We start from the raw sequence: 19,855 nt of genomic DNA, 5'->3' as shown, positions 1-19,855 counted from the left end.
CCCGTGGCCCGATCCGCGCACCGTGCTGTGACGTTCACCCCAACCGGGTCGCTCCACCCTGGCCGTTCGGCCCGCGGCGAGGTCGCTTACGGTGCAGGCAGGCGCGGCACGGATCACCGAGGAGAGACGGCATGGCGGAGCGGGCACTGATCGCGGGTGTGGGCGGCAAGGAACCGAGCGTCGACCCGGACGCCTTCACCGCGCCCACGTCGGTGGTCATGGGCGAGGTGACGCTGGCCGCCGGTGCGAGCGTCTGGTACCAGAGCGTGCTGCGCGGGGACGGCGGTCCGATCGTGATCGGCGCGCAGAGCAACATCCAGGACAACTGCACCGTCCACGTCGACCCCGGTTTCCCGGTGACCGTGGGCGAGCGGGTGTCGGTCGGCCACAACGCGGTGCTGCACGGCTGCACGGTGGAGGACGACGTCCTGGTCGGCATGGGTGCGACGGTCCTGAACGGCGCGCACATCGGGGCGGGTTCGCTGATCGCGGCCCAGGCGCTGGTCCCGCAGGGCATGCGGGTGCCCCCGGGTTCGCTGGTCGCGGGCGTCCCTGCGAAGGTCCGCCGGGAGCTGACGGAGGAGGAGCGCGAGGGCATCAGGCTGAACGCGGCGGTGTACGTGGACCTGGCGAAGGAGCACCGCGCGGCACACGGCGGGTGACCGCCGGGCCCGGTACGGCGGGCGGAAGGTCGCCTCGCGGGGGCGGTTGAACCGCGCGGCCCGCGCGGCGCGGCACACGCCCGGGCGACCCGCATGGCCGCTCGGCGTCCGGGACGTGATCCCGCGGCCCGGCACAGCGCGGCCCCGCCCCCTCGACGGGAGCGGGGCTCACGGAACCGGATTCGTCTCGCCGTCAGTCGGCGACGGGAACGGGCTCCGGCTCGCGGACCGCGGGCGCCTCGGCCGCGGCCTTCTTGGCACGGTTCTTCAGCACAAGCATCGACGTGACGCCGATCAGCACCGCGAGGACCAGACCCAGCCAGGAGAACCGCTTCAGCCACGCCTCGGCGACCACGCCGACCGAGTAGACGACGGCCGTCGTGCCGCCCGCCCAGAGGATGCCGCCGAAGACGTTGGCGATCAGGAACTTCCAGTACGGCATGCGCAGCACGCCGGCCAGCGGTCCGGCGAAGATGCGCAGCAGGGCGACGAAGCGGCCGAAGAAGACGGCCCACATGCCCCACTTCTCGAACGAGCGCTCCGCCATCGCGATCTGCGCTTCGCCGCAGTGCTTGGGGAACTTTCCGCCGAGCCAGGCCAGCAGCGGCCGGCCGCCCTTGCGGCCGATGGCGTATCCGATGGAGTCCCCGATGATGGCGCCGGCGGTGGCGCAGGCGCCGAGGACGTACGGGTTGATCTCGCCGTGCTGGGACGCGAGCAGTGCCGAGCTGACGAGGACGATCTCGCCCGGCAGCGGGATGCCGAGGCTTTCGAGTCCGATGACCACACCCACCAGGAGGTAGATGCTGAGCGGAGGGATGGTCTCGAGCCACTCCTGGACGTGCAACGCCGGTTCCTTCCGTACCACCGGGCCGCTGCCCGGCGTGCACCCCCGTCGGCGCACGCCGGGGCAGCCTACCCGGTGCGACGGCGTCAGCTGCTGGGGCGCAGGGTCCAGACGATGGTCATTTCGCCGGTGACGGCGCCGTCCTCGCGCTGGATGCTGATGTGCACCGAGAACTCGGGGCGCTGTCCGGCGTCGAGCTCCTTGACGACGTCCGCCACCGGGCGGGCGAGTGTGGCGGTGGCCGTGACGACGCCCATGGCGAGCTTCTTGTACCCGATCTCGGCCTTGACCGCGAGGGGCACGGCACGGCTCAGCTGGTCGCCGAAGGCGGTCAGGACGATCGCGCCGCTCGCGGATTCGGCGAGCGTGAACATGGCGCCGGCGTGCGGACCGCCGACGTGGTTGTGGAAGTCGGCCTGGTCCGGCATCCGCAGGACCGCCCGCTCCGCGGTGGTCTCCAGGAACTCGAGGTTGAGGGTCCGGACCATGGGAACGGTGGCGGCGAGCATCTCGCCGATGGACATCTGGTCTGCGCTCATGGGCCGGATGTTACCCACGAGTAGGGGCGCTTGGCCATCCCCTGCGAGGAGCCGGCCGGGGGCGGACGTGGATCCGCCGTCGCGGCCCCTCTATGGTTACTCGCCATGTGGCCAGGACAGCAGCCGCCCGGGGGCGAGCAGAACCCGCAGGACCAGAACCCGTACCAGCAGCCGGGGTACCAGCAGCCGAACCCCTATCAGCAGCAGGGGTACCAGCAGCCGAACCCGTACCAGCAGCCGACCGCGCCGCAGTACGCCGTGCCCGGCCAGATGCCGGGTGCGCCCATGCCGCCGCAGGACGACAAGAAGAAGACGACGATCGTCGCCGTCGTCGCCGCGACCGCCGTGGTCGTGGCCGCCGCGGTCACCGGCTTCGTCGTGCTGAAGGACGACGACCAGGGCACGTCCGACAAGGGCGGCGGCACCACGGCCTCCAAGTCGCCCGGCGGCGACACCTCGTCGGAGCCGACGCCGTCGCCGTCGGTGGACAACCCGCGTGACGGCAGTGACGCCAAGCCCACCATCGCGGGCTGGAAGGTCGTCACCAACCCCAAGCACGGGACCCAGTTCGACGTGCCGCCCGAGTGGGAGGTGGCGGGCTCGGGCGTGAGCACCTTCTTCGAGGACGAGAAGAAGGGCGACGGTTCGCCCGCGGTGGTGATGGGCGCTCCTGCTCACTACAAGAGCAAGTGGTGCGAGTTCGACACCGACAAGGACGGCAGCCTCGAGACGTGGGGCCTGAGCACCGTCGGCACCAAGGGCGGCAAGGGCGCCAAGACCGCCGCCGAGGCCGCCTACAACGAGGCCGGCAACTGGGTGTGGGCCGGCTACGCGCAGACCGAGCCCAAGGGCACGGTCAAGATCACCGAGGCCAAGGACTACACGACCACGTCCGGCCTGAAGGGCAGCGTGGCCACGGCCACGGCCTTGGGCGTGAAGAAGGAGAACAAGTGCGAGACCGACGGCAAGTCGATCGCCTTCTCCTTCAAGAACACCGAGGGTGACTTCAAGAGCTGGGTGCTCTACGCCAACACCGGCGTCAAGGACGAGGTCGACGACGCGACCATCCAGAAGATCCTCAGCACCGTGCGTCTGGTCGAGCCGACGGAGTCGGACTCCTGACCCCTGTCCCGGCCGTGACGGCAGCGCCCGTCACGGCCGGGGGGCCGCAGGCTCCGGAAGTGGACGGGTTCAGCCCACGCTGAACGCGCCGTCGGGCGGCGGAGGCGAGGCGACCGCGTCCGTGTCGTGGACCGGGCGGGCGTCCCCGGTGAAACGCGCCAGGGCCTCGCCGTACTCGACGCGGGCCGGGAATGCGTCGGCCGCGACCAGGCGGGTGAGGCGGGCGACGTCGATCGGCTCGTGGGAGGCGACGAGCACCGCGTTGCCGAAGCGGCGGCCCCGCAGCACGGCCGGTTCGGCGATCAGCGCCAGTTCCGCGAACACCTCTGCGAACGTGGCCAGTTGGGAGCCCAGGAAGGCGAAGGGCGCCCCGTCCGCCAGGTTCGCCGCGTACGTGCCATCCGCGCGCAGCACCCGCTCCACCGCCCGGGCGTACTCCAGGGACGTCAGATGCGCGGGGACGCGCGAGCCGCCGAACACGTCGCCGATCACCACGTCGGCGCTTCCTGCCGGCGCCTCCTCCAGCCAGGTCCGCGCGTCCGCGGCGTGGACCGTGATCCCGCTGCCGGGCGGCAGGGGCAGATGTTCGGCGACGAGCGCGACCAGGCCCCGGTCGGCCTCCACCACCTGCTGGCGGGCGTCCGGCCGGACCGCCGCCATCCGGCGCGGCAGCGCGAGCGCGCCGCCGCCGAGGTGCACGACGGACGGCGCCACGGCGCCGTCCGTCGCACGGTCGACGACATGGGCGAGCCGGCGTGCGTACTCGAACTCGAGGTGCGTCGGCTCGTCCAGGTCGACGTACGACTGGGGCGCGTCGTCGACGGTGAGCAGCCAGGCCCGGTCCCGGTCGACGTCGGGCATGAGCTTGGCGGTGCCGCCGTCGACGTCGCGCAGGACGGGGATCTGCTCGTTCACCGCTCCATTGTGCCGGGCGGGCCGGGGTGGCCCCCTGCGGCGGACCACCCCGGCCCGCGGTCACCCGACCGCGGTCACCGTCCCGGCCCCGACCGTGCGGCCGCCCTCGCGGATCGCGAAGCCGAGGCCGGACTCCAAGGGCACGTCCCGGCCCAGTTCGACGGTCATGGTGACCGTCTCCCCGGGACGGGCGACCCCGGCCGCGCCGAGGTCGACGTCCCCGACGACGTCCGCGGTGCGGATGTAGAACTGCGGCCGGTACCCGGTGGTCACCGGCGTGCTGCGGCCGCCCTCGCGCGCCGACAGGACGTAGACCTGCGCGGTGAAGCGGCGGCTGGGCACGACACTGCCCGGCGCCGCGACCACATGGCCGCGGCGCACCGCGTCGCGCGGCACCCCGCGCAGCAGCAGCGCGACGTTGTCGCCCGCCTCGGCCGACTCCATCGGCTTGCCGAAGGTCTCCAGCCCCGTGACGACCGTGTCGCCCTCTTTCCATGACGCAGTCGCCCCGAGGATCTGCACCCGGTCCCCCATGCGTACGGTGCCGCGCTCGACGGCTCCCGTGACGACCGTGCCGCGTCCGGTGATGGTGAGGACGTTCTCCACCGGCAGCAGGAACGGCGCGTCCGTGTACCTGACCGGCATCGGCACATAGGTGTCGACGGCGTCGAGCAGCGCCTCGACGGCGGCCGTCCAGCGCGGGTCGCCCCGCAGCGCCCCGAGTCCGGACACGCGGACGACGGGCGCCGCGTCGCCGCCGTAGCCGTGGGCGGTGAGGAGGTCACGGACCTCCAGCTCCACGAGGTCGGTGAGCTCGTCGTCGCCGGCGTCCGCCTTGTTGAGCGCGACGACGATGTGGTCGACGCCCACCTGGCGGGCGAGCAGCACATGCTCGGCGGTCTGCGGCATGACGCCGTCGAGGGCCGAGACGACGAGGATGGCGCCGTCGAGCTGGGCCGCCCCGGTGACCATGTTCTTGACGTAGTCGGCGTGGCCCGGCATGTCGACGTGGGCGTAGTGGCGGGTGTCCGTCTCGTACTCGACATGCGCGATGTTGATCGTGATGCCCCGCGCGGCCTCCTCCGGCGCCCTGTCGATGCGGTCGAAGGAGACGTACGACGTGCCGCCGCCGGAGCGCTCGCTGAGCACCTTGGTGATGGCGGCGGTCAGGGTGGTCTTGCCGTGGTCGACGTGGCCCATGGTCCCGATGTTGAGGTGCGGCTTGGTGCGCACGTATGCCGTCTTGGGCATGACTGGGTTCGTTCCTTCCCGGAACTCGAAGCGTGATCAGGACCCCTGGACCTCGCCGACCCTCCCCTGCGGGGCCCGCCGGACGATCCGGGAAGGGTCAGCTTCGGGCGCCGCCGGGAGCCACGGCGACGTCGGCCGCGACTGCGGCGGCGTCGAATGCGGTCGCCGCGACCGCGGCAGCCGGGAATGCGGCAGCCTTCGGCGCGTCCGCGACTGCGGACGGCGCTGCGGGGAAGGCGTACCGGACCATGTCGTCGATGATCGTGCACGGCACCCGCCGCGTCGAATGGTTTTCCCGGGGCCGCGGTTGGACGGGACCGCACGGCCCGGCCGCCACCGCGCCGGCCGGCCGGCGCGGTGGCGGCCGGCGGGACGATGTGTGCCGCACTACGGCGTTCGGACATGTTCGTCGGTTAGTCTCCCCGGATGCTCGACCCCGTCCCCCGGCCGGCATCCGGTCTCGCCGTCCGCTGCACCAAGGCCCTGTTCTCGCCGTGGTCGCGGCTGTCGCTGCTCCTCGTCCTGCTCGCGTCCGCCGCGTCGGCGGTGCTGCTCTACGAGCCGCAGCGGCTGCTCTCGGCGGGCTGGCCGCCGCAGCTGAGCGGGGCCGCGGCGGTGGTGCTGTTCGGCGTGGGGTACGGGGTGTGCACGGCGGCTTTCGTGCCACGGCCGATCCTCAATCTGGCGGCGGGCGCCCTCTTCGGTTCGCAGGCCGGGCTCGTCGCGGCGATCGGCGGCACGGTGCTGGGCGCGGGCATCGCGTTCACGCTCGGCCGGGTGCTGGGCCAGGACGCGCTGCGGCCGCTGGTGCGCGGACGCTGGCTGAAGGCGGCGGACGGGCAGCTCAGCCGGCACGGCTTCCGGTCGATGCTGGCGATCCGGCTGTTCCCCGGCGTGCCGTTCGCCGCGGCCAACTACTGTGCGGCGGTCTCGCGGATGGGCTACCTGCCGTTCCTCCTCGCCACGGGCCTCGGTTCGATCCCCAACACGGCGGCGTACGTGATCGCGGGCAGCCGGGCGGGGTCGCCGACCTCGCCCGCGTTCCTGATCGCGGCCGGGTTCATCGTGGTGACGGGCGTGGCGGCGGCGGTCGTCGCCTGGACCAAGCGGCACCGGCTGCGGCCCGGGTGACCGGATTCTCCGTGACCGGGAGAGCCCCGGAACCGGGCGCGGCCGGGAGCGGGACGGGACCTGGGCGAAGTGCCGTCGTTTCGGGGCGCTACGCTCACGATCGGCGCCGGCCCGAGACGTACGCGCACCCGCGCGTCTCACGGGCCGTCAGTCCCATGGGCGCCTGACAGTCCGTCAGTCAAGTCAGCAAAGGGTCCGCATGACGACGATTGAACACGCCTGCCCATGAACCGGCCGGTGTCCCGGCCGGCAACCGATACCTCAGCGCCGGCCCGTGCGTGTGCCGGTCGGACCGTGATCATTTCTTGGGTGGCGTAGCTTTCAATGTCTTGGTTCGAATCATTCATCCTGGGACTCGTCCAGGGGCTGACGGAGTTCCTGCCGATCTCCTCCAGCGCGCATCTGCGGCTCACAGCCGCGTTCGCCGGCTGGCACGACCCGGGCGCGGCGTTCACCGCGATCACCCAGATCGGCACGGAGACGGCAGTGCTGATCTACTTCCGCAAGGACATCGCGCGGATCGTGACGGCCTGGTTCCGTTCGCTCACCGACAAGGCGATGCGCCGGGACCACGACGCCCAGATGGGCTGGCTCGTCATCGTCGGCTCGATCCCGATCGGAGTGCTCGGCGTCAGCCTCAAGGACCAGATCGAGGGCCCGTTCCGCGATCTGCGTCTGATCGCGACGACGCTGATCGTCATGGGCATCGTCCTCGGCGTCGCCGACCGGCTGGCCGCCCGCGACGAGATCGGCGGCCGCCACCGGGCGCTCCGGGAGCGCAAGACGCTGGAGCAGCTGAGCGTCCGCGACGGTCTGATCTACGGCGTGTGCCAGGCGATGGCGCTGATCCCGGGCGTCTCGCGCTCCGGCGCGACCATCAGCGGCGGTCTGCTGATGGGCTACACCCGCGAGGCGGCGGCCCGGTATTCGTTCCTGCTCGCGATCCCCGCGGTGCTGGCGTCCGGCCTGTTCGAACTGAAGGACGCCGGTGAGGGACATGTCTCATGGGGGCCGACGATCTTCGCCACGTTCATCGCCTTCGGCGTGGGCTACGCGGTGATCGCGTGGTTCATGAAATTCATCACTACGAAGAGCTTCATGCCCTTCGTGATCTACCGGATCCTGCTCGGGATCCTGCTGTTCATCCTGGTCGGAACGGATGTGCTGAGCCCGCACGCGGGTGAGTCGGCGGGCTGACGGTCACGCTGCGGTGGGGGACGGTGACCGTTGCGAGGCCGTAATCTGATGCCATGTCCCCCATTCGCACCGACTCCGAAGCCGCCCTGTCCGCCACCGAGCTGAACGCCCGCATCCGTGACCTGTGGGCCGACGGGGAGCTTCCCGACGACCGGCGGCCGGAGTACGAGGCGCTCGTCGTGGAGTGGGCCATCGCGGCACGCGAGGACGTGCGCCCGGCGGCCTGACGCCGGGCTGCGCGCCCGTCCCGCCCGGCGCACCCTGGACTCATGGCCTGGCAGGCACCCATCGTCGTGCATCCGCCCTCGCCCGGCGGCGGGCGGCATGTCACCGTGCGCGGCGAGATCGTGGGGCTCGCCCGCAGCGACAAGGACCTCGTGGAGTTCCTGCGCAGAGCGGGGCTCGACGACGCGGACATGATCCTCGACGACCCGCATCTGGTGGAGTGGCGCGGTGGCGCCGCCCACGAGGGCTACGCGGCCTGAGACCGGCAGGTGCCCCGCGCTCGGCTAGCCTGAGGGCACGATGAACCGTTTGACCACGTCATGGGGCGCGTTCGAGCTCGCCCGCTTTCCCGAGGACCCCCGCGACACGCTCCGTGCCTGGGACGCCGCCGACGAGTACCTGCTGCGGCATCTGCACGGCATCGACGACGCCGCCCCCGTACCGCTGACCGGCACCGTGGCCGTCGTCGGTGACCGCTGGGGCGCGCTGGTCACCTCGCTCGCGGGCCACCACCCGGTGGTGCAGATCACCGACTCGTACCTCGGGCAGCAGGCGACCCGGGCGAACCTCGCGCGGGCCGGGACCGACCCGGGCGCGGTACGGCTGCTGTCGGCCAGGGACACCCCGCCGGAGCGCGTCGACGTGCTGCTGGTGCGCGTGCCCAAGAGCCTCGCGCTCCTGGAGGACCAGCTGCACCGGCTGGCGCCCGCCGTCCACGCGGACACGGTCGTCGTCGGCACCGGCATGGTGAGCGAGATCCACACCTCCACGCTGAAGCTCTTCGAGCGGATCATCGGCCCGACGCGGACCTCCCTCGCGGCCAAGAAGGCCCGGCTGATCTTCTGCACACCCGACCCGGACCTCCCGCGGGTGCCGAGCCCGTGGCCGCTGCGGTACGACCTGCCGTCCGACACGGGCGCGCTCGCGGGCCGCACCGTCACCAACCACGCGGGCATCTTCTGCGCGGAGCGCCTCGACATCGGCACCCGGTTCTTCCTGCGCCATCTGCCGACCGGACACGGTGCCGAACACATCGTGGACCTGGGCTGCGGCAACGGCGTCGTCGGTACGGCGGCGGCGCTCGCCGCCCCGGAGGCACGGGTGACGTTCACGGACGAGTCGTTCTCGGCGGTCGCCTCGGCGGAGGCGACGTTCCGCGCCAACGTGCCCGCCGGGAAGGCCGAGTTCGTCGTCGGCGACGGTCTCTCGGCGCTGGGCGACAGCTCGGCGGACCTCGTGCTGAACAACCCGCCGTTCCACTCGCACCGGGCGACGACGGACACCGCCGCGCGCCGGATGTTCGCGGACGCGCGGCGCGTGCTGCGGCCCGGCGGTGAACTGTGGGTCGTCGGCAACCGTCACCTGGGCTACCACGTACGGCTGAGGCGGCTGTTCGGGAACTGCGACGTCGTCGCGAGCGACCCGAAGTTCGTCGTCCTGCGCGCGGTGAAGCGCCGCTAGCTCTTTCGTCGACGGCGAACGCGGCGTGGGGTGTCGCGCCCGGCGTCTCCCAGGGACGACGCGCGCCGCACGGCTCTGGCGCCCTGCCCGGCACTGCCCGACACTGAGCCGATGACGCAGCGCGTGGATCTCGCGACCGTGATGGACCGCCTTGCCATCGACGAACTGATCACCGGCTACGCCGTCGCCGTGGACGACGGCGACTGGAACGCCTACCGGGCCCTGTTCACCCACGACGGGCGCGCCGACTACCGGGGATCCGGCGGCATCGAGGGAACGGCGGACGAGGTCGCCGGCTGGCTGGCGGAGGCCATGCGGCTGTTCCCGGTCCGCCAGCACCTGATCGTCAACCGTCGCGTCGGCCTCCAGGACCTCGGCGGATACCCGGGTGACAGCGCCGAGGTCGGGGCCGACTACATCAACCCGATGCTCCCGGCGTCCGGCCAGGACTTCGTCTCGGGCGGCCGCTACCGCTTCACCCTGGCGCGCGGGGACGCCGGGTGGCGCCTGCGCACGGTGGTGACGGAGGAGAGGTGGCGCCGCGCGGGCGGTGTGCCGGCGGGGGACTGAGGCGGGCGCTTCCCCCACCCGGCCCCTTCGCATGACCGGGGCCAAGCCCCCGGACCCTCCGCTCCGGGCCCGGGGCCCGGGGCGAACTCAGGGCTGCCCCGGACGTGCTGCCTCGCAGCCTCACCGGCGTTCGAGGCGCGGGCGCCTTGGGGCGAAACCCCAACGCGTGCGTCGCACACAAGCAGCCCGCCGCCGAACGAGGCCCTGGGGCCCCACGCCCGCACGGCATACGGAGAGGGCGGCGGAGTCCCGGTTTCGGGTAGCGGCGGCGTGGGGGATCAGCCCGCCCCGGGCCTGCACCGCGCCCTGTCGTCCCCGGTCTCCGTGGCCCACACTGGTCGTGAGGAGGCGCGGTATGCGGATTCCGGGCGGCCGGGCAGGGCAGCAGCGGGGCAGCCGGCGTGGAGGGCGCGTGTCGCGCGCGGCCGCTGCCGTCGCCGCCGGGGCGCTGCCCGCGCTCGCCCTGCCCGAGCCCTCGCTATGGTGGTTCGCCTACGTCGCCCTGGTCCCCTGGCTGCTGCTGCTGCGCAGCGCGCCGACCGGCCGCCGCGCGCTCGTGGAGGGCTGGCTCGGCGGCATCGGGTTCATGATCGCGGTGCACCACTGGCTGCTGCCCAGCCTGCATGTCTTCCTGCTGGTCCTCGCCGCGCTGCTGGGACTTCTGTGGGCGCCGTGGGGCCTGCTCGTGCGGTTCATGACCGGCGGCAGTCCCTCCGCGGCACGGGTCGCCGCCTCCTTCGCGGTGATCCCGTCGGGCTGGCTCATGATCGAGCTGGTCCGGTCCTGGGAGGGCCTCGGCGGACCGTGGGGCCTGCTCGGTGCCAGCCAGTGGGACGTGCCGCCCGCCCTGCGGCTCGCCTCGGTCGGCGGCGTATGGCTGGTGAGCCTCCTGGTCCTCGCGGTGAACACCGCCGTCGCCCTGCTCGTCGCCGTCGAGCGGGCCCGTGCGCCCGCCGTCGCGGGCGTCGTGGCGTGCGCGACGGCGACCGGGTCCGCCTGGGCGTGGGCGCCGGAGCCCCGCGAGTCGGCGCCGATGCGGATCGCGGTGGTCCAGCCGGGCGTCGTGACGGGCGCGGACAGCGTGCAGCGCCGGTTCGACCGGGGCGAGGAGCTGACGCGTGACCTGGCGCGCCGGGAGAAGGCGCTGGACCTGGTGGTGTGGGGCGAGAGCAGCGTGGGCGCCGACCTGCGTGTGCGGCCCGATCTCGCGGACCGCCTCGCCGCCTTGTCCAGGGACGTCGGCGCGCCCGTGCTCGTGAACGTGGACGCGCGCAGCGAGACGGCGTCGGGCCCCGCCGGCATCTACAAGAGCTCCGTGCTCGTCGGACCCACGGGTCCGACCGGCGACCGCTACGACAAGATGCGCCTGGTGCCGTTCGGGGAGTACATCCCGGCCCGGTCCGCGCTCGGCTGGGTGACCTCGGTGGGCAAGGCGGCGGGCGAGGACAGGATCCGCGGGACCGCGCCGGTCGTGATGACCCTGCCCGCCGGCCAGGGCGCGGGCCTGCGCGTCGGCCCGCTGGTCTGCTTCGAGTCGGCGTTCCCCGACATGAGCAGGCACCTGGTGCGGGACGGCGCCCAGCTGCTGGTGGCCCAGTCCGCCACGTCGACGTTCCAGGAGAGCTGGGCGCCCGAGCAGCACGCGTCGCTGGCGGCGCTGCGGGCGGCCGAGACCGGCCGCCCGATGGTGCACGCGACGCTCACCGGTGTGAGTGCCGTGTTCGGTGCGCACGGGCAGCCGGTCGGCGGCCCGCTCTCGACGGAGACCAGCGGCGGGGCGGTGTACGAGATGCCGCGGGCGACGGGCACGACGCTGTACGTCCGGTTCGGCGACTGGGCGGTGTACGGGGCGCTCGCGGTGCTGGCCGCGCTGGCGGCGGCCGAGGGCTCGCGGGCTATCCGGCGGCCTGCTCCAGGGCCCTCAGTACGACCCGTTCGCACAGCTCGTGGGTCCGCAGCGCGTCCTGTGCGCTGAGGTGCTTCCCGGCGCGGACGGCGTCGAGAAAGGCGTGCACGGCCTGTTCGATGCCGCGCTGGCGGGCGACCGGCACCCAGTCGCCGCGGCGCCGGACGCTCGGCTGCCCCTTGTGGTCCACGATCTCGGCCAGGTTGCGGACCTCGCGCTTGGAGTCCTGGCCGGAGACCTCCAGGATCTCCTCCGTGGAACCGCTCATCCGGTTCATGACGCCGATGGCGGTGAAGCCGTCGCCGGACAGCTGGAGGACGACATGGTGCATGAGTCCGTCGACGATCCGGGCCCTCACATCGGTGTGCTGGACGGACCCGGGTGCCAGGAACCGCAAAGTGTCCACGACATGGATGAAGTCGTCGAGCACGAGGGTGCGCGGGTCCTCGGGGAGCCCGACGCGGTTCTTCTGCATGAGGATCAGTTCGCGCGGGTGCTCCAGGCACTGCGCGTAGCCGGGGGCGAACCTGCGGTTGAAGCCGACGGCGAGGGCGGTGCCGCGCTCCTCGGCGAGGGCCACGAGGCGCTCGGACTCGGCGAGTTCGTAGGAGAGCGGCTTGTCGACGTAGGTGGCCACGCCCGCTTCGAGCAGCCGTGTGACGATCTCGGCGTGCGTCGAGGTCGGCGCGTGGACGAAGGCGGCGTCGATGCCCTCGGCGAGGAGCGTGTCGAGGTCGGTGTGGCGGCGCCGGGCGGGGATGTGGTGGGTGTCGGCGACGCGGGCCAGCGTGGCGGGCGTGCGGGTCTGCAGGTGCAGTTCGACGCCGGGCAGGGTGGTGAGGACCGGCAGATACGCCTTCTGCGCGATGTCACCGAGCCCGATGCAGCCGACCTTCACAGGAGTCTCCCTCGATGCCGTACCGGCGTCAGCGGCGCGCCGCCGGCTGTTCTTCGTGCACATCCTGTGCTCCGGCAGCATACGTGCGCTGCGGCGGGCGCCAGTCGGCGATGCCGTCGAAGGTGCGCAGTACGAGGCCGGGGCCGAGGCGGGAGACCGCGGACATCAGGGTCTCGCGGACGGCGACGGCGGGCGTGCCGGACAGCGCCATGAGCCGGGCGACGCGGGCGGACTTGCGGACGACGGCCATGGTGCGCGGCAGCCGCTCGGCGCTGTAGGAGGTGAGGCCGGTGCCGAGGTCGCCGGTGGGCGGGGCGTGGTGGGCGAGGACGATCGCGTCCTCGATGGCCTGGTTGCCGCCCTGGCCGAGGGTGGGGGCCATCGCGTGGGCGGCGTCGCCGACGAGGGCGGTGCGGCCGCGGTGGAAGGCGGGCAGCGGTTCGAGGATGTGGTGCACGTCGTTGCGGAGCACCTCGGCGGGGTCGGCGGCGGCGATGACGGCCGGGATCGGGTCGTGCCACTGGCCGAAGCGGCGCAGCAGTTCGGCCTTCTGGTCGCCCGCGGCGGCCCCGGCGGGTGCGGTGGCGGCGGCGTACGCGTAGATCCGGCCGTCCTTGAGGGGCTGGGTGCCCCACAGGGAGCCGGGCCCCCAGGTCTCGTGGGGCGCGAACGGGGCGTCGGGCGCGGGGACGACCAGGCGCCAGGTGGTGAACCCGGAGTACGCGGGGCCCGGGTGTCGGGGGAACAGGCTGCGGCGCAGTGCGGAGTGGATGCCGTCGGCCCCGATGACGAGGTCGGCCTCGATCTCGCCGTCGGGCGTGGTGACACGCGCTCGGCGGCCGCCGGCGACTCCGGGGTCGGCCAGTTCGCCGGGGCATCCGGTGCGTACGGCCCCCTCGGGCAGGCGGCGTGCGAGGCGGTCGACGAGCGTGGCGCGGTGGACGAGGACGAGGGGGCCGCCGAACCGCTCGGCCGCGGCGGCCGCGTCGGTACGGGCGAGCCAGCGGCCCGCGGGGTTGCGCATGCCGCCGGCGCCCTGCCAGGCGGCGAGGTCGCGGATCTCGTCGCCGAGGCCGATGACGTCCAGGGCGCGCTGGGAGTTGGGGGCGAGTCCGATGCCGGCGCCGACCGGCTCCAAGGACGCGGCCCGCTCCAGGACGGTGACGTGCCAGCCCCGCCGGCTGAGGGCGACGGCCGCGGTGAGTCCGCCGATGCCGCTGCCGACGACGACGGCTCGGGCGGTTGCACGGGCTTCGGGCATGGCTGCTCCTCGACACGGTGACTATACCTGTAGTGACAGACACACCGTACTACAGCTGTAGTCGACGCGATAGGTTGGCGCCATGGCCGCACGCAGCACCCCGCACACGTCCCGGACCGGCGCCCGCACCGGCTCCCCCGGAGCACCCGCATCGGCCGCCGGCTCGCGCGCCGGGATCATCGGCGACACGGCGCTGGCCCTTCTCTTCGAACGCGGGCTGCGCGGTCTGACCCACCGCGCGGTCGACGAGGCGGCGGGACTCCCCCAGGGCTCCACGTCCAATCTCGCCCGCACCCGGCAGGCCCTGCTGGAGACGGCGGTGCGCCGGCTGGCCGAACGCGAGGCGGCCGTCCTCGCCCCGGAGGAGATGCCCGTCCCCGGCGACGACGGCCGCGAGGCGCTGCTCGACGGGCTCGCACGCGCCCTCCACCGCTACCTGACCCGGCACCGGGAGCTGTTGGTCGCCCGGTACGAGCTGGCCCTGGAGGCGGTCCGCCGCCCGGAGCTCCGGGCGTTCTACGACAACGCCGGCGCCCGCTTCCGGGAACCGCTGAACGCGATGATGGCCGCCGCGGGCTCCCCCGAGCCGGAGCGGCACGCGCTGTCCCTGGTCGCCTGGTGCGAGGGCCTGATGTTCTCCTGCGCGGCCGGTTCCTATCACCGGGCGGTGCCCAGCGAGGAGGAACTGCGCACCGGTTTCGACGAGCTGCTGCGCGGCATGCTCGGCCCGGCCGCTCCCGGCAAGTGAGCCGAAGGGGCGCGCGGGTGTCGAAAGGGAGAACGCGCAAAGGCCCCGAGGAACGAGGGGTCGAGCACGATCGTCCGTCGACACACCCGGAAAGCGCCCCGGTGGGGGTACCCCCGGCGAGCCAGGGGGAGAACCGGGACCGCAAACGGGGATAACCCTTGGCCGGGAAGGCCCCTCCTGCACGAGGATGGCCGCCATGACCACAGTCGAGCGCACCGAACCGTCCACCACCGCAGCCGAACGCGACATGCTGGAGGGCTGGTTGGACTACCACCGCGAAACCCTGATCTCCAAGTGCGCCGGTCTGAGCGACGAGCAGCTGAGGACGGCATCGGCCGAGCCGTCGTCCCTGACCCTGATGGGCCTCGTACGCCACCTCGCGGACGTCGAGCGCTGGTGGTTCCGCCAGGTCATGGCCGGCGAGGATATCGGCGCCCTCTACTACAGCGAGGAGGACCCGGACGGGGACTTCCGTGTCACGGAGGAGGTCACCTGGGACCGGACGCTCGCCGACTGGCGTGCCGAGGTGGCCGCCGCCCGCGAGACGGCCGCAGGGCTGAGGCTCGACGACCTGAGCACGGGCAGGACGTCTGGGGAACGCCGCTACAACCTGCGCTGGGTCATCACCCACATGATCGAGGAGTACGCCCGGCACAACGGCCATGCCGATCTGCTGCGCGAGCGCATCGACGGTGCCACCGGCGAATGAGCCACTCCCGGCAGTCCGGCTGAAAGCCGCTTCACCCGTGCGGGCCATTTACGGCCTGTACTCCCCGGCAAACACCCTTCGGCACAGCAGAGTTGCGCGGGTGCAGCGAACATCGATCACAGCAATGGTCCTGATCGGGGTGGCGGCGTGCGCGACCGGCTGCGTCTCCGTGGAGGCGCAGCGCGCTCCCGCACCGACCGCTCTCCCGGCCGGACAGCCGGACCAGGTGGTGGAACCCCAGATCGTCCAGGGACCCGCCCGCGAGGCCCTGGAGGCCGCCCTGCCGAAGCGGACCGAGGCAGCGACATCACCCCCGGCCCATCGCCGCGAGAAGGCCGCCGTGCCCGCACCGCCCCCGCAGGCCCCGCCGCCCCGTCCGCACAGCCGCGCGCCGCAGGCTCCTGCCGTGCCCCGGCCGAAGCTGCCGCCGCTGCCCGAGATCCCCGTGGACCGTGGCGACGTCTGCAACCTCGGCCAGAGCTACGGCGGGTGGCGCGCCGACAGCCCCGAGGCCCGCATCTGCCATGAGGCATACGGCAATTGACCCTCAGTCCGCGCCCAGTGCGCGCTCCAGGCGGTCGATCGCGGCCCGTACCCCATTCCCGTACCCGTCGTCCGCCAGGGCATCCGTCGCCGCGCGCGCCCGGTCCAGGTGGACCCGCGCGGCCTCCGGGTGGCGCAGTTTGATGTAGTCGGCGGCGAGATTCAGGTGCAGCGAGGGGTAGAAGGCCCGCACGGCGAGCGACTGCTCGTGCCGGGCCGTCCGCTCCTCGCTCGGTCCCTCCGCCGCATCCAGGGCCCGCAGGTCCCAGGCCAGTTCGTCGGCCGGGTCGTCCTGGGCGTCGGCCATGTAGTGGGCCAGGGTGCACCGGTGCAGGGCGTCGCCGGCGTCCGAGATCTCCGCCCAGATCGAGGCGAACCGCAGCCGCGCCTCCTCGCGGTCGCCGCCGTGGAGCAGCATGACCGCCTGCCCGATCCGGGTCGTGACGGCGTCCCCTGACGTCTCCTGCTGGTCCTCCACGGTGCTCTCCCGACGTCCGAACGGCTCGCTGGCTCGCTTTCGACGTACCGACGCTAGCCGCCGTCCCCGGCAATCCGGCACAGGCTCGGGCGCATCGCCCGAGCCATCAGCCCGGAGTGTGAACGGTCAGCCGAGGTCGGGGATCCGCCAGTCGATCGGGTCGTGGCCCTGTGCCGCGATCGCCTCGTTGATCTGCGTGAAGGGTCGGGAGCCGAAGAACTTCTTCGCCGACAGGGGGGAGGGGTGCGCGCCCTTGACGACCACGTGGCGCGTCTCGTCGATCAGCGGCAGCTTCTTCTGGGCGTAGGCGCCCCACAGGACGAAAACGGCCGGGTCCGGCCGCGAGGCGACGGCGCGGATCACGGCGTCGGTGACCTTCTCCCAGCCCTTGCCCTTGTGGGAGTTCGGCTCGCCGGCGCGGACGGTCAGCACCGCGTTGAGCAGGAGGACGCCCTGCTCGGCCCAGGGCATCAGGTAGCCGTTGTCCGGGACGGGGTGGCCGAGCTCGGCCTGCATCTCCTTGTAGATGTTCCGCAGGGAGGGCGGGGTCTTCACACCCGGGCGGACCGAGAAGCACAGCCCGTGGCCCTGGCCCTCGCCGTGGTACGGGTCCTGGCCGAGGACGAGCACCTTGACCCGGTCGTACGGCGTGGCCTCCAGCGCGGCGAACACCTCGTCGCGCGGCGGGTACACCGGACCGTTCGCCCGCTCCTTCTCGACGAACTCGGTGAGCTCCCTGAAGTACGGCTTCTGGAGCTCTTCGCCGAGGACGCCGCGCCAGGACTCGGGCAGCATGTCGGTGTCGGTCACGTCAACAACCTCCGGTAGACAGCAGGCGGTTCCGAGATCTCGGAGCCGAGATCCCAGAACCTACCTGCCGCCACTGACAATCCGCTTACCAGCTCTTCTTGCGGTACAGCTCCCACATCTGCATGACGGTCTGCGGGTCGAGGGCACGCTCGCCGCCGCCGATCTCCTCGTTCGCCGCCACGTACAGCTTGCCCTGCCACAGGGGCAGCAGCCGCACGTCCTGGACCAGGATCTCCTGGGCCCGCTCGAACTGGCTGGTGACCGCCCCGCGGTCGCTCTCGCGCCGGGACTGGGGCAGCAGCTCTTCGGTGATCTCGGGGCTGTTGTACGGCGTACCGAGCACGTTCTTGGGGCCGACGAAGGGAGCGATGAAGTTGTCGGGGTCCGGGAAGTCGGGGAACCAGCCTCGGCCGAAGACCGGGTACTCACCGGCCTGGTAGCCCGCCTGGAACTCCGTCCAGGGCTTGCCCTGGACGGTGATCTTGAACAGGCCCGTCTCGTCGAGCTGCCGCTTGAGCTCGGCGAACTCGGGCGCGGTGGAGGAGCCGTAGCGGTCCGTGGTGTACCAGAAGGTCAGCGGCACCGGCTCGGTGATCCCGGCGTCCTCCAGGGTCTCCCTGGCCTTGGTCACATTGGGCTCGCCGAAGCGGTCGAAGAACCCGGTGGTGTGGCCGGCGATGCCCTTGGGGACCATCGAGTACAGCGGCTCGGCCGTACCGTGGTAGACCTTCTCGACCAGCGCCCCGCGGTCGATGACCTGGGCGATCGCCTGGCGTACGGCGAGCTTGCCCGCGTAGGTGTCCTTCGGGTTGAAGACCAGGTAGCGGATGTCGGCGCCGACGGTCTCGACGAGCTGGAGATGTTCGTTCTCCGGCTTCTTCTCCTGGAGCTCGACGACCTCCTCGGCGGTCAGACCACGGTTGATCGCGTCGATCTCCCGGTCCTTGAGCGCCTGCATCATCACGTCCGAGTCCTGGTAGTACCGGATCGTGACGGCGTCGTTCTGGATCTTGGCGAAGCCCTTGTACTTGCTGAACCGGCTCAGCTCGGCGTGCTCGCCCTTGGCGTAGGAGTCCAGGGCGTACGGGCCGGAGCCCGTCAGCTTCCCGTCCTCACGGAGCTTGTCGGCGGGGTACTCCGAGGGCGGGACGATCGACATGGCCGGGGTGGCGAGGATGAAGGGGAACGTGGCGTCCGACGTCTTGAGCCGGAAGGTCACCGTACGGTCGTCGGTCGCCTCGATCCTGTCGAGGGACCCGAGCAGTCCGACGGGACCGCCCTGTGCGTCGATCGTCCTGATCCGGTCGATGGAGTGCTTGACCGCCGCCGCGTCCAGCTTCTCACCGTTGGTGAAGGACAGACCGGAGAGGAGCTTGCACTCGAGGACCTTGTTGGCGGCGTCGGTGAAGCGGCAGCCCTCCGCCGCGTCCGGCTGCGGGGTCGTGGAACCCGTCGGGAAGCTGACCAGGGTCTGGAAGACGTTCCGGTACAGCTCCCACGAGCCGTCCCAGGCCGCGGCCGGGTCGAGTGTGCTGGGCTCACTCGTCGTGCCGACCGCTATCTTCCGCTCACCGTCGGAGTCCTCGTCGGAGAAAAGGCCGCATCCCGCCAGCAGAGATATGGACGCTAGGGCTGCAGCGGCCTGCAGACAGGTCCGGTAGAACACGTGCACGCTCCTCGTTCAGCCATGGGTCGGCAGACCATACCGCAGCGCCCCGCCGGAGCAACCTGGTGGTCCGGCGAGGCACTTGGATCATTGCGGCACAAAACCGCTCAGGCTGGTCCGGTGGGCGTCAGTGCACACCTGCGTTGAGGAACATACCGCCGTCCACGACGAGGGTCTGTCCCGTGATCCACCCCGCCTGGTCGGAGGTGAGGAACGCGGCCGCGCCGCCGATGTCCTCGGGCGCCCCGAGCCTGCCCATGGGGTACGCGGCGGCCGCCTCGGCCTCGCGGCCCTCGTACAGGGCCTCGGCGAACTTGGTCTTGATCACCGCGGGGGCGATCGCGTTGACCCGTACGACCGGCGCGAACTCGTGCGCCAGCTGGAAGGTCAGGTTGACCATGGCCGCCTTGCTCATGCCGTAGGCGCCGATGAACGGGGACGCGGAGACGCCGGCGATGGAGGCGATGTTCACGATCGCACCGCCGTTCTCCTTCTGCCAGGCCTTCCAGGTCTGCTGGGCGAAGCCGAGCGCCGAGATCACATTGGTCTCGTAGACCTTGCGCGCCACGTTCAGGTCGAGATCGGCGATGGGACCGTAGACCGGGTTCGTACCCGCGTTGTTCACCAGGAAGTCCACCCGGCCGAACGCCTCCATGGTGCGTTCGACCGCGGCCGCCTGGTGCGCCTCGTCGTGGGCCTTGCCCGCCACCGCGATGACCCGGTCGGCGCCGAGCCGCTCGACGGCCTCCTTGAGCGCCTCCTCACCGCGGCCGGTGATGCACACCCGGTCGCCGCGGGCGACGAACGCCTCGGCGATGCCGTATCCGATGCCCCGGCTCGCACCGGTGACCAGTGCGACCTTTCCGCTGTCCGGCACGTGCCGCTCCCCTGCTCCGTGTACCTCTGCCATGTCCGT

23 protein-coding genes are annotated in these 19,855 nt (G+C 72.2%); 12 read left to right on the top strand and 11 right to left on the bottom strand.

Translation table 11 applies throughout. The features are described 5' to 3' along the window. Positions 1 to 131: 131 nt before the first annotated feature. Entirely contained in the window at positions 132 to 662 is a 531-nt protein-coding gene (locus QFZ82_RS33365) for a gamma carbonic anhydrase family protein (RefSeq protein ID WP_307716663.1), read from the top strand. Between the two features lie 193 nt (positions 663 to 855). Here QFZ82_RS33365 and QFZ82_RS33360 read toward each other — a convergent pair whose 3' ends face one another. Both QFZ82_RS33360 and QFZ82_RS33355 read right to left on the bottom strand, forming a co-directional pair. Then, on the bottom strand, positions 856 to 1,509 hold the full coding sequence (locus tag QFZ82_RS33360) for a DedA family protein (protein WP_307716662.1): 654 nt from the start codon (positions 1,507 to 1,509) through the stop codon (positions 856 to 858). A gap of 86 nt (positions 1,510 to 1,595) precedes the next feature. Continuing rightward, positions 1,596 to 2,033 carry a DUF4442 domain-containing protein gene (locus tag QFZ82_RS33355; protein ID WP_307717919.1) on the bottom strand — a complete coding sequence of 146 codons (438 nt, stop codon included), beginning with the start codon at positions 2,031 to 2,033 and terminating at the stop codon, positions 1,596 to 1,598. A 120-nt stretch (positions 2,034 to 2,153) separates the two neighbouring features. Here QFZ82_RS33355 and QFZ82_RS33350 point away from each other — a divergent pair, with 120 nt between their 5' ends. Continuing rightward, positions 2,154 to 3,170, top strand: coding sequence for a hypothetical protein (locus QFZ82_RS33350; RefSeq protein ID WP_307716661.1), 1,017 nt, complete (start codon positions 2,154 to 2,156; stop codon positions 3,168 to 3,170). Between the two features lie 69 nt (positions 3,171 to 3,239). Here the strand turns inward: QFZ82_RS33350 and QFZ82_RS33345 are convergent, their stop codons facing one another. The 3 genes from QFZ82_RS33345 to QFZ82_RS33335 form a co-directional block, all read right to left on the bottom strand. Continuing rightward, positions 3,240 to 4,085, bottom strand: coding sequence for a spermidine synthase (locus QFZ82_RS33345; protein ID WP_307716660.1), 846 nt, complete (start codon positions 4,083 to 4,085; stop codon positions 3,240 to 3,242). Positions 4,086 to 4,145: 60 nt separating this feature from the next. Then, positions 4,146 to 5,336 (bottom strand): elongation factor Tu, encoded by a 1,191-nt coding sequence (tuf, locus tag QFZ82_RS33340; protein ID WP_307716659.1) that lies wholly within the window; start codon positions 5,334 to 5,336, stop codon positions 4,146 to 4,148. 97 nt (positions 5,337 to 5,433) lie between these two features. Continuing rightward, positions 5,434 to 5,610 (bottom strand): hypothetical protein, encoded by a 177-nt coding sequence (locus QFZ82_RS33335; protein ID WP_307716658.1) that lies wholly within the window; start codon positions 5,608 to 5,610, stop codon positions 5,434 to 5,436. Positions 5,611 to 5,762: 152 nt separating this feature from the next. Between QFZ82_RS33335 and QFZ82_RS33330 the strand changes: the two genes are divergently transcribed. From QFZ82_RS33330 to lnt, 7 genes are all read left to right on the top strand, one after another. Beyond that, a complete protein-coding gene (locus tag QFZ82_RS33330) occupies positions 5,763 to 6,467 on the top strand; it encodes a TVP38/TMEM64 family protein (protein WP_307716657.1) in 705 nt (234 codons plus the stop codon). Between the two features lie 324 nt (positions 6,468 to 6,791). Further along, the gene (locus QFZ82_RS33325) at positions 6,792 to 7,664 is read left to right on the top strand and encodes an undecaprenyl-diphosphate phosphatase (protein WP_307716656.1); all 873 of its coding nucleotides are present in this window, start codon (positions 6,792 to 6,794) and stop codon (positions 7,662 to 7,664) included. A 53-nt stretch (positions 7,665 to 7,717) separates the two neighbouring features. Further along, positions 7,718 to 7,891, top strand: coding sequence for a hypothetical protein (locus tag QFZ82_RS33320; RefSeq protein WP_307716655.1), 174 nt, complete (start codon positions 7,718 to 7,720; stop codon positions 7,889 to 7,891). Between the two features lie 42 nt (positions 7,892 to 7,933). Next, complete coding sequence (locus QFZ82_RS33315) at positions 7,934 to 8,149, top strand: hypothetical protein (RefSeq protein WP_307716654.1); 216 nt, start codon at positions 7,934 to 7,936, stop codon at positions 8,147 to 8,149. A gap of 40 nt (positions 8,150 to 8,189) precedes the next feature. Next, on the top strand, positions 8,190 to 9,350 hold the full coding sequence (locus tag QFZ82_RS33310; protein ID WP_307716653.1) for a methyltransferase: 1,161 nt from the start codon (positions 8,190 to 8,192) through the stop codon (positions 9,348 to 9,350). A gap of 111 nt (positions 9,351 to 9,461) precedes the next feature. Then, complete coding sequence (locus QFZ82_RS33305; protein ID WP_307716652.1) at positions 9,462 to 9,920, top strand: nuclear transport factor 2 family protein; 459 nt, start codon at positions 9,462 to 9,464, stop codon at positions 9,918 to 9,920. 355 nt (positions 9,921 to 10,275) lie between these two features. Beyond that, positions 10,276 to 11,895, top strand: coding sequence for an apolipoprotein N-acyltransferase (gene lnt / locus QFZ82_RS33300; protein ID WP_307716651.1), 1,620 nt, complete (start codon positions 10,276 to 10,278; stop codon positions 11,893 to 11,895). Here lnt and QFZ82_RS33295 read toward each other — a convergent pair. Next, on the bottom strand, positions 11,816 to 12,724 hold the full coding sequence (locus QFZ82_RS33295) for a Gfo/Idh/MocA family protein (protein WP_307716650.1): 909 nt from the start codon (positions 12,722 to 12,724) through the stop codon (positions 11,816 to 11,818). The two genes, lnt and QFZ82_RS33295, sit on opposite strands and share 80 nt — an antisense overlap. Before the next feature lie 28 nt (positions 12,725 to 12,752). Continuing rightward, positions 12,753 to 13,985, bottom strand: a complete 1,233-nt coding sequence (locus tag QFZ82_RS33290; protein WP_307716649.1) for an FAD-dependent monooxygenase — start codon at positions 13,983 to 13,985, stop codon at positions 12,753 to 12,755. Positions 13,986 to 14,067: 82 nt separating this feature from the next. On the opposite strand from QFZ82_RS33290, the gene QFZ82_RS33285 reads away from it, so the two are divergent. The 3 genes from QFZ82_RS33285 to QFZ82_RS33275 all read left to right on the top strand — a co-directional run bounded on the left by QFZ82_RS33285 (position 14,068) and on the right by QFZ82_RS33275 (position 15,986). Beyond that, the gene (locus tag QFZ82_RS33285; protein ID WP_307716648.1) at positions 14,068 to 14,733 is read left to right on the top strand and encodes a TetR/AcrR family transcriptional regulator; all 666 of its coding nucleotides are present in this window, start codon (positions 14,068 to 14,070) and stop codon (positions 14,731 to 14,733) included. Positions 14,734 to 14,929: 196 nt separating this feature from the next. Next, positions 14,930 to 15,442 (top strand): DinB family protein, encoded by a 513-nt coding sequence (locus tag QFZ82_RS33280; protein ID WP_307716647.1) that lies wholly within the window; start codon positions 14,930 to 14,932, stop codon positions 15,440 to 15,442. Between the two features lie 100 nt (positions 15,443 to 15,542). Then, the gene (locus QFZ82_RS33275) at positions 15,543 to 15,986 is read left to right on the top strand and encodes a hypothetical protein (RefSeq protein ID WP_307716646.1); all 444 of its coding nucleotides are present in this window, start codon (positions 15,543 to 15,545) and stop codon (positions 15,984 to 15,986) included. 3 nt (positions 15,987 to 15,989) lie between these two features. Here QFZ82_RS33275 and QFZ82_RS33270 read toward each other — a convergent pair whose 3' ends face one another. From QFZ82_RS33270 to QFZ82_RS33255, 4 genes are all read right to left on the bottom strand, one after another. Then, positions 15,990 to 16,403 (bottom strand): hypothetical protein, encoded by a 414-nt coding sequence (locus tag QFZ82_RS33270; protein WP_373429458.1) that lies wholly within the window; start codon positions 16,401 to 16,403, stop codon positions 15,990 to 15,992. Positions 16,404 to 16,589: 186 nt separating this feature from the next. Then, positions 16,590 to 17,273, bottom strand: coding sequence for a uracil-DNA glycosylase (locus tag QFZ82_RS33265; RefSeq protein ID WP_307716644.1), 684 nt, complete (start codon positions 17,271 to 17,273; stop codon positions 16,590 to 16,592). 85 nt (positions 17,274 to 17,358) lie between these two features. Next, positions 17,359 to 18,939: an ABC transporter substrate-binding protein gene (locus QFZ82_RS33260; protein ID WP_307716643.1), complete on the bottom strand. Its 1,581-nt coding sequence runs from the start codon at positions 18,937 to 18,939 to the stop codon at positions 17,359 to 17,361. Between the two features lie 127 nt (positions 18,940 to 19,066). Continuing rightward, complete coding sequence (locus tag QFZ82_RS33255; RefSeq protein WP_307716642.1) at positions 19,067 to 19,849, bottom strand: SDR family oxidoreductase; 783 nt, start codon at positions 19,847 to 19,849, stop codon at positions 19,067 to 19,069. Positions 19,850 to 19,855 lie beyond the last annotated feature (6 nt).

The sequence above is a fragment of the Streptomyces sp. V4I23 genome (genome assembly GCF_030817975.1).
Lineage (GTDB): Bacteria > Actinomycetota > Actinomycetes > Streptomycetales > Streptomycetaceae > Streptomyces.
Note: the sequence above shows the minus strand (reverse complement) of the source record. Positions and strands in the feature narration are given on the sequence as shown.

What these genes read in the sequence shown, in the direction of transcription:
- QFZ82_RS33365 (WP_307716663.1), top strand. Translation starts at nt 132, where the DNA reads ATGGCGGAGCGGGCACTGATCGCGGGTGTGGGCGGCAAGGAACCGAGC.
- QFZ82_RS33355 (WP_307717919.1), bottom strand. Translation starts at nt 2,033, where the DNA reads ATGTCCATCGGCGAGATGCTCGCCGCCACCGTTCCCATGGTCCGGACC.
- QFZ82_RS33350 (WP_307716661.1), top strand. Translation starts at nt 2,154, where the DNA reads ATGTGGCCAGGACAGCAGCCGCCCGGGGGCGAGCAGAACCCGCAGGAC.
- tuf (WP_307716659.1), bottom strand. Translation starts at nt 5,336, where the DNA reads ATGCCCAAGACGGCATACGTGCGCACCAAGCCGCACCTCAACATCGGG.
- QFZ82_RS33330 (WP_307716657.1), top strand. Translation starts at nt 5,763, where the DNA reads ATGCTCGACCCCGTCCCCCGGCCGGCATCCGGTCTCGCCGTCCGCTGC.
- QFZ82_RS33325 (WP_307716656.1), top strand. Translation starts at nt 6,792, where the DNA reads ATGTCTTGGTTCGAATCATTCATCCTGGGACTCGTCCAGGGGCTGACG.
- QFZ82_RS33320 (WP_307716655.1), top strand. Translation starts at nt 7,718, where the DNA reads ATGTCCCCCATTCGCACCGACTCCGAAGCCGCCCTGTCCGCCACCGAG.
- QFZ82_RS33315 (WP_307716654.1), top strand. Translation starts at nt 7,934, where the DNA reads ATGGCCTGGCAGGCACCCATCGTCGTGCATCCGCCCTCGCCCGGCGGC.
- QFZ82_RS33310 (WP_307716653.1), top strand. Translation starts at nt 8,190, where the DNA reads ATGAACCGTTTGACCACGTCATGGGGCGCGTTCGAGCTCGCCCGCTTT.
- QFZ82_RS33305 (WP_307716652.1), top strand. Translation starts at nt 9,462, where the DNA reads ATGACGCAGCGCGTGGATCTCGCGACCGTGATGGACCGCCTTGCCATC.
- lnt (WP_307716651.1), top strand. Translation starts at nt 10,276, where the DNA reads ATGCGGATTCCGGGCGGCCGGGCAGGGCAGCAGCGGGGCAGCCGGCGT.
- QFZ82_RS33290 (WP_307716649.1), bottom strand. Translation starts at nt 13,985, where the DNA reads ATGCCCGAAGCCCGTGCAACCGCCCGAGCCGTCGTCGTCGGCAGCGGC.
- QFZ82_RS33285 (WP_307716648.1), top strand. Translation starts at nt 14,068, where the DNA reads ATGGCCGCACGCAGCACCCCGCACACGTCCCGGACCGGCGCCCGCACC.
- QFZ82_RS33280 (WP_307716647.1), top strand. Translation starts at nt 14,930, where the DNA reads ATGACCACAGTCGAGCGCACCGAACCGTCCACCACCGCAGCCGAACGC.
- QFZ82_RS33270 (WP_373429458.1), bottom strand. Translation starts at nt 16,403, where the DNA reads ATGCTGCTCCACGGCGGCGACCGCGAGGAGGCGCGGCTGCGGTTCGCC.
- QFZ82_RS33255 (WP_307716642.1), bottom strand. Translation starts at nt 19,849, where the DNA reads ATGGCAGAGGTACACGGAGCAGGGGAGCGGCACGTGCCGGACAGCGGA.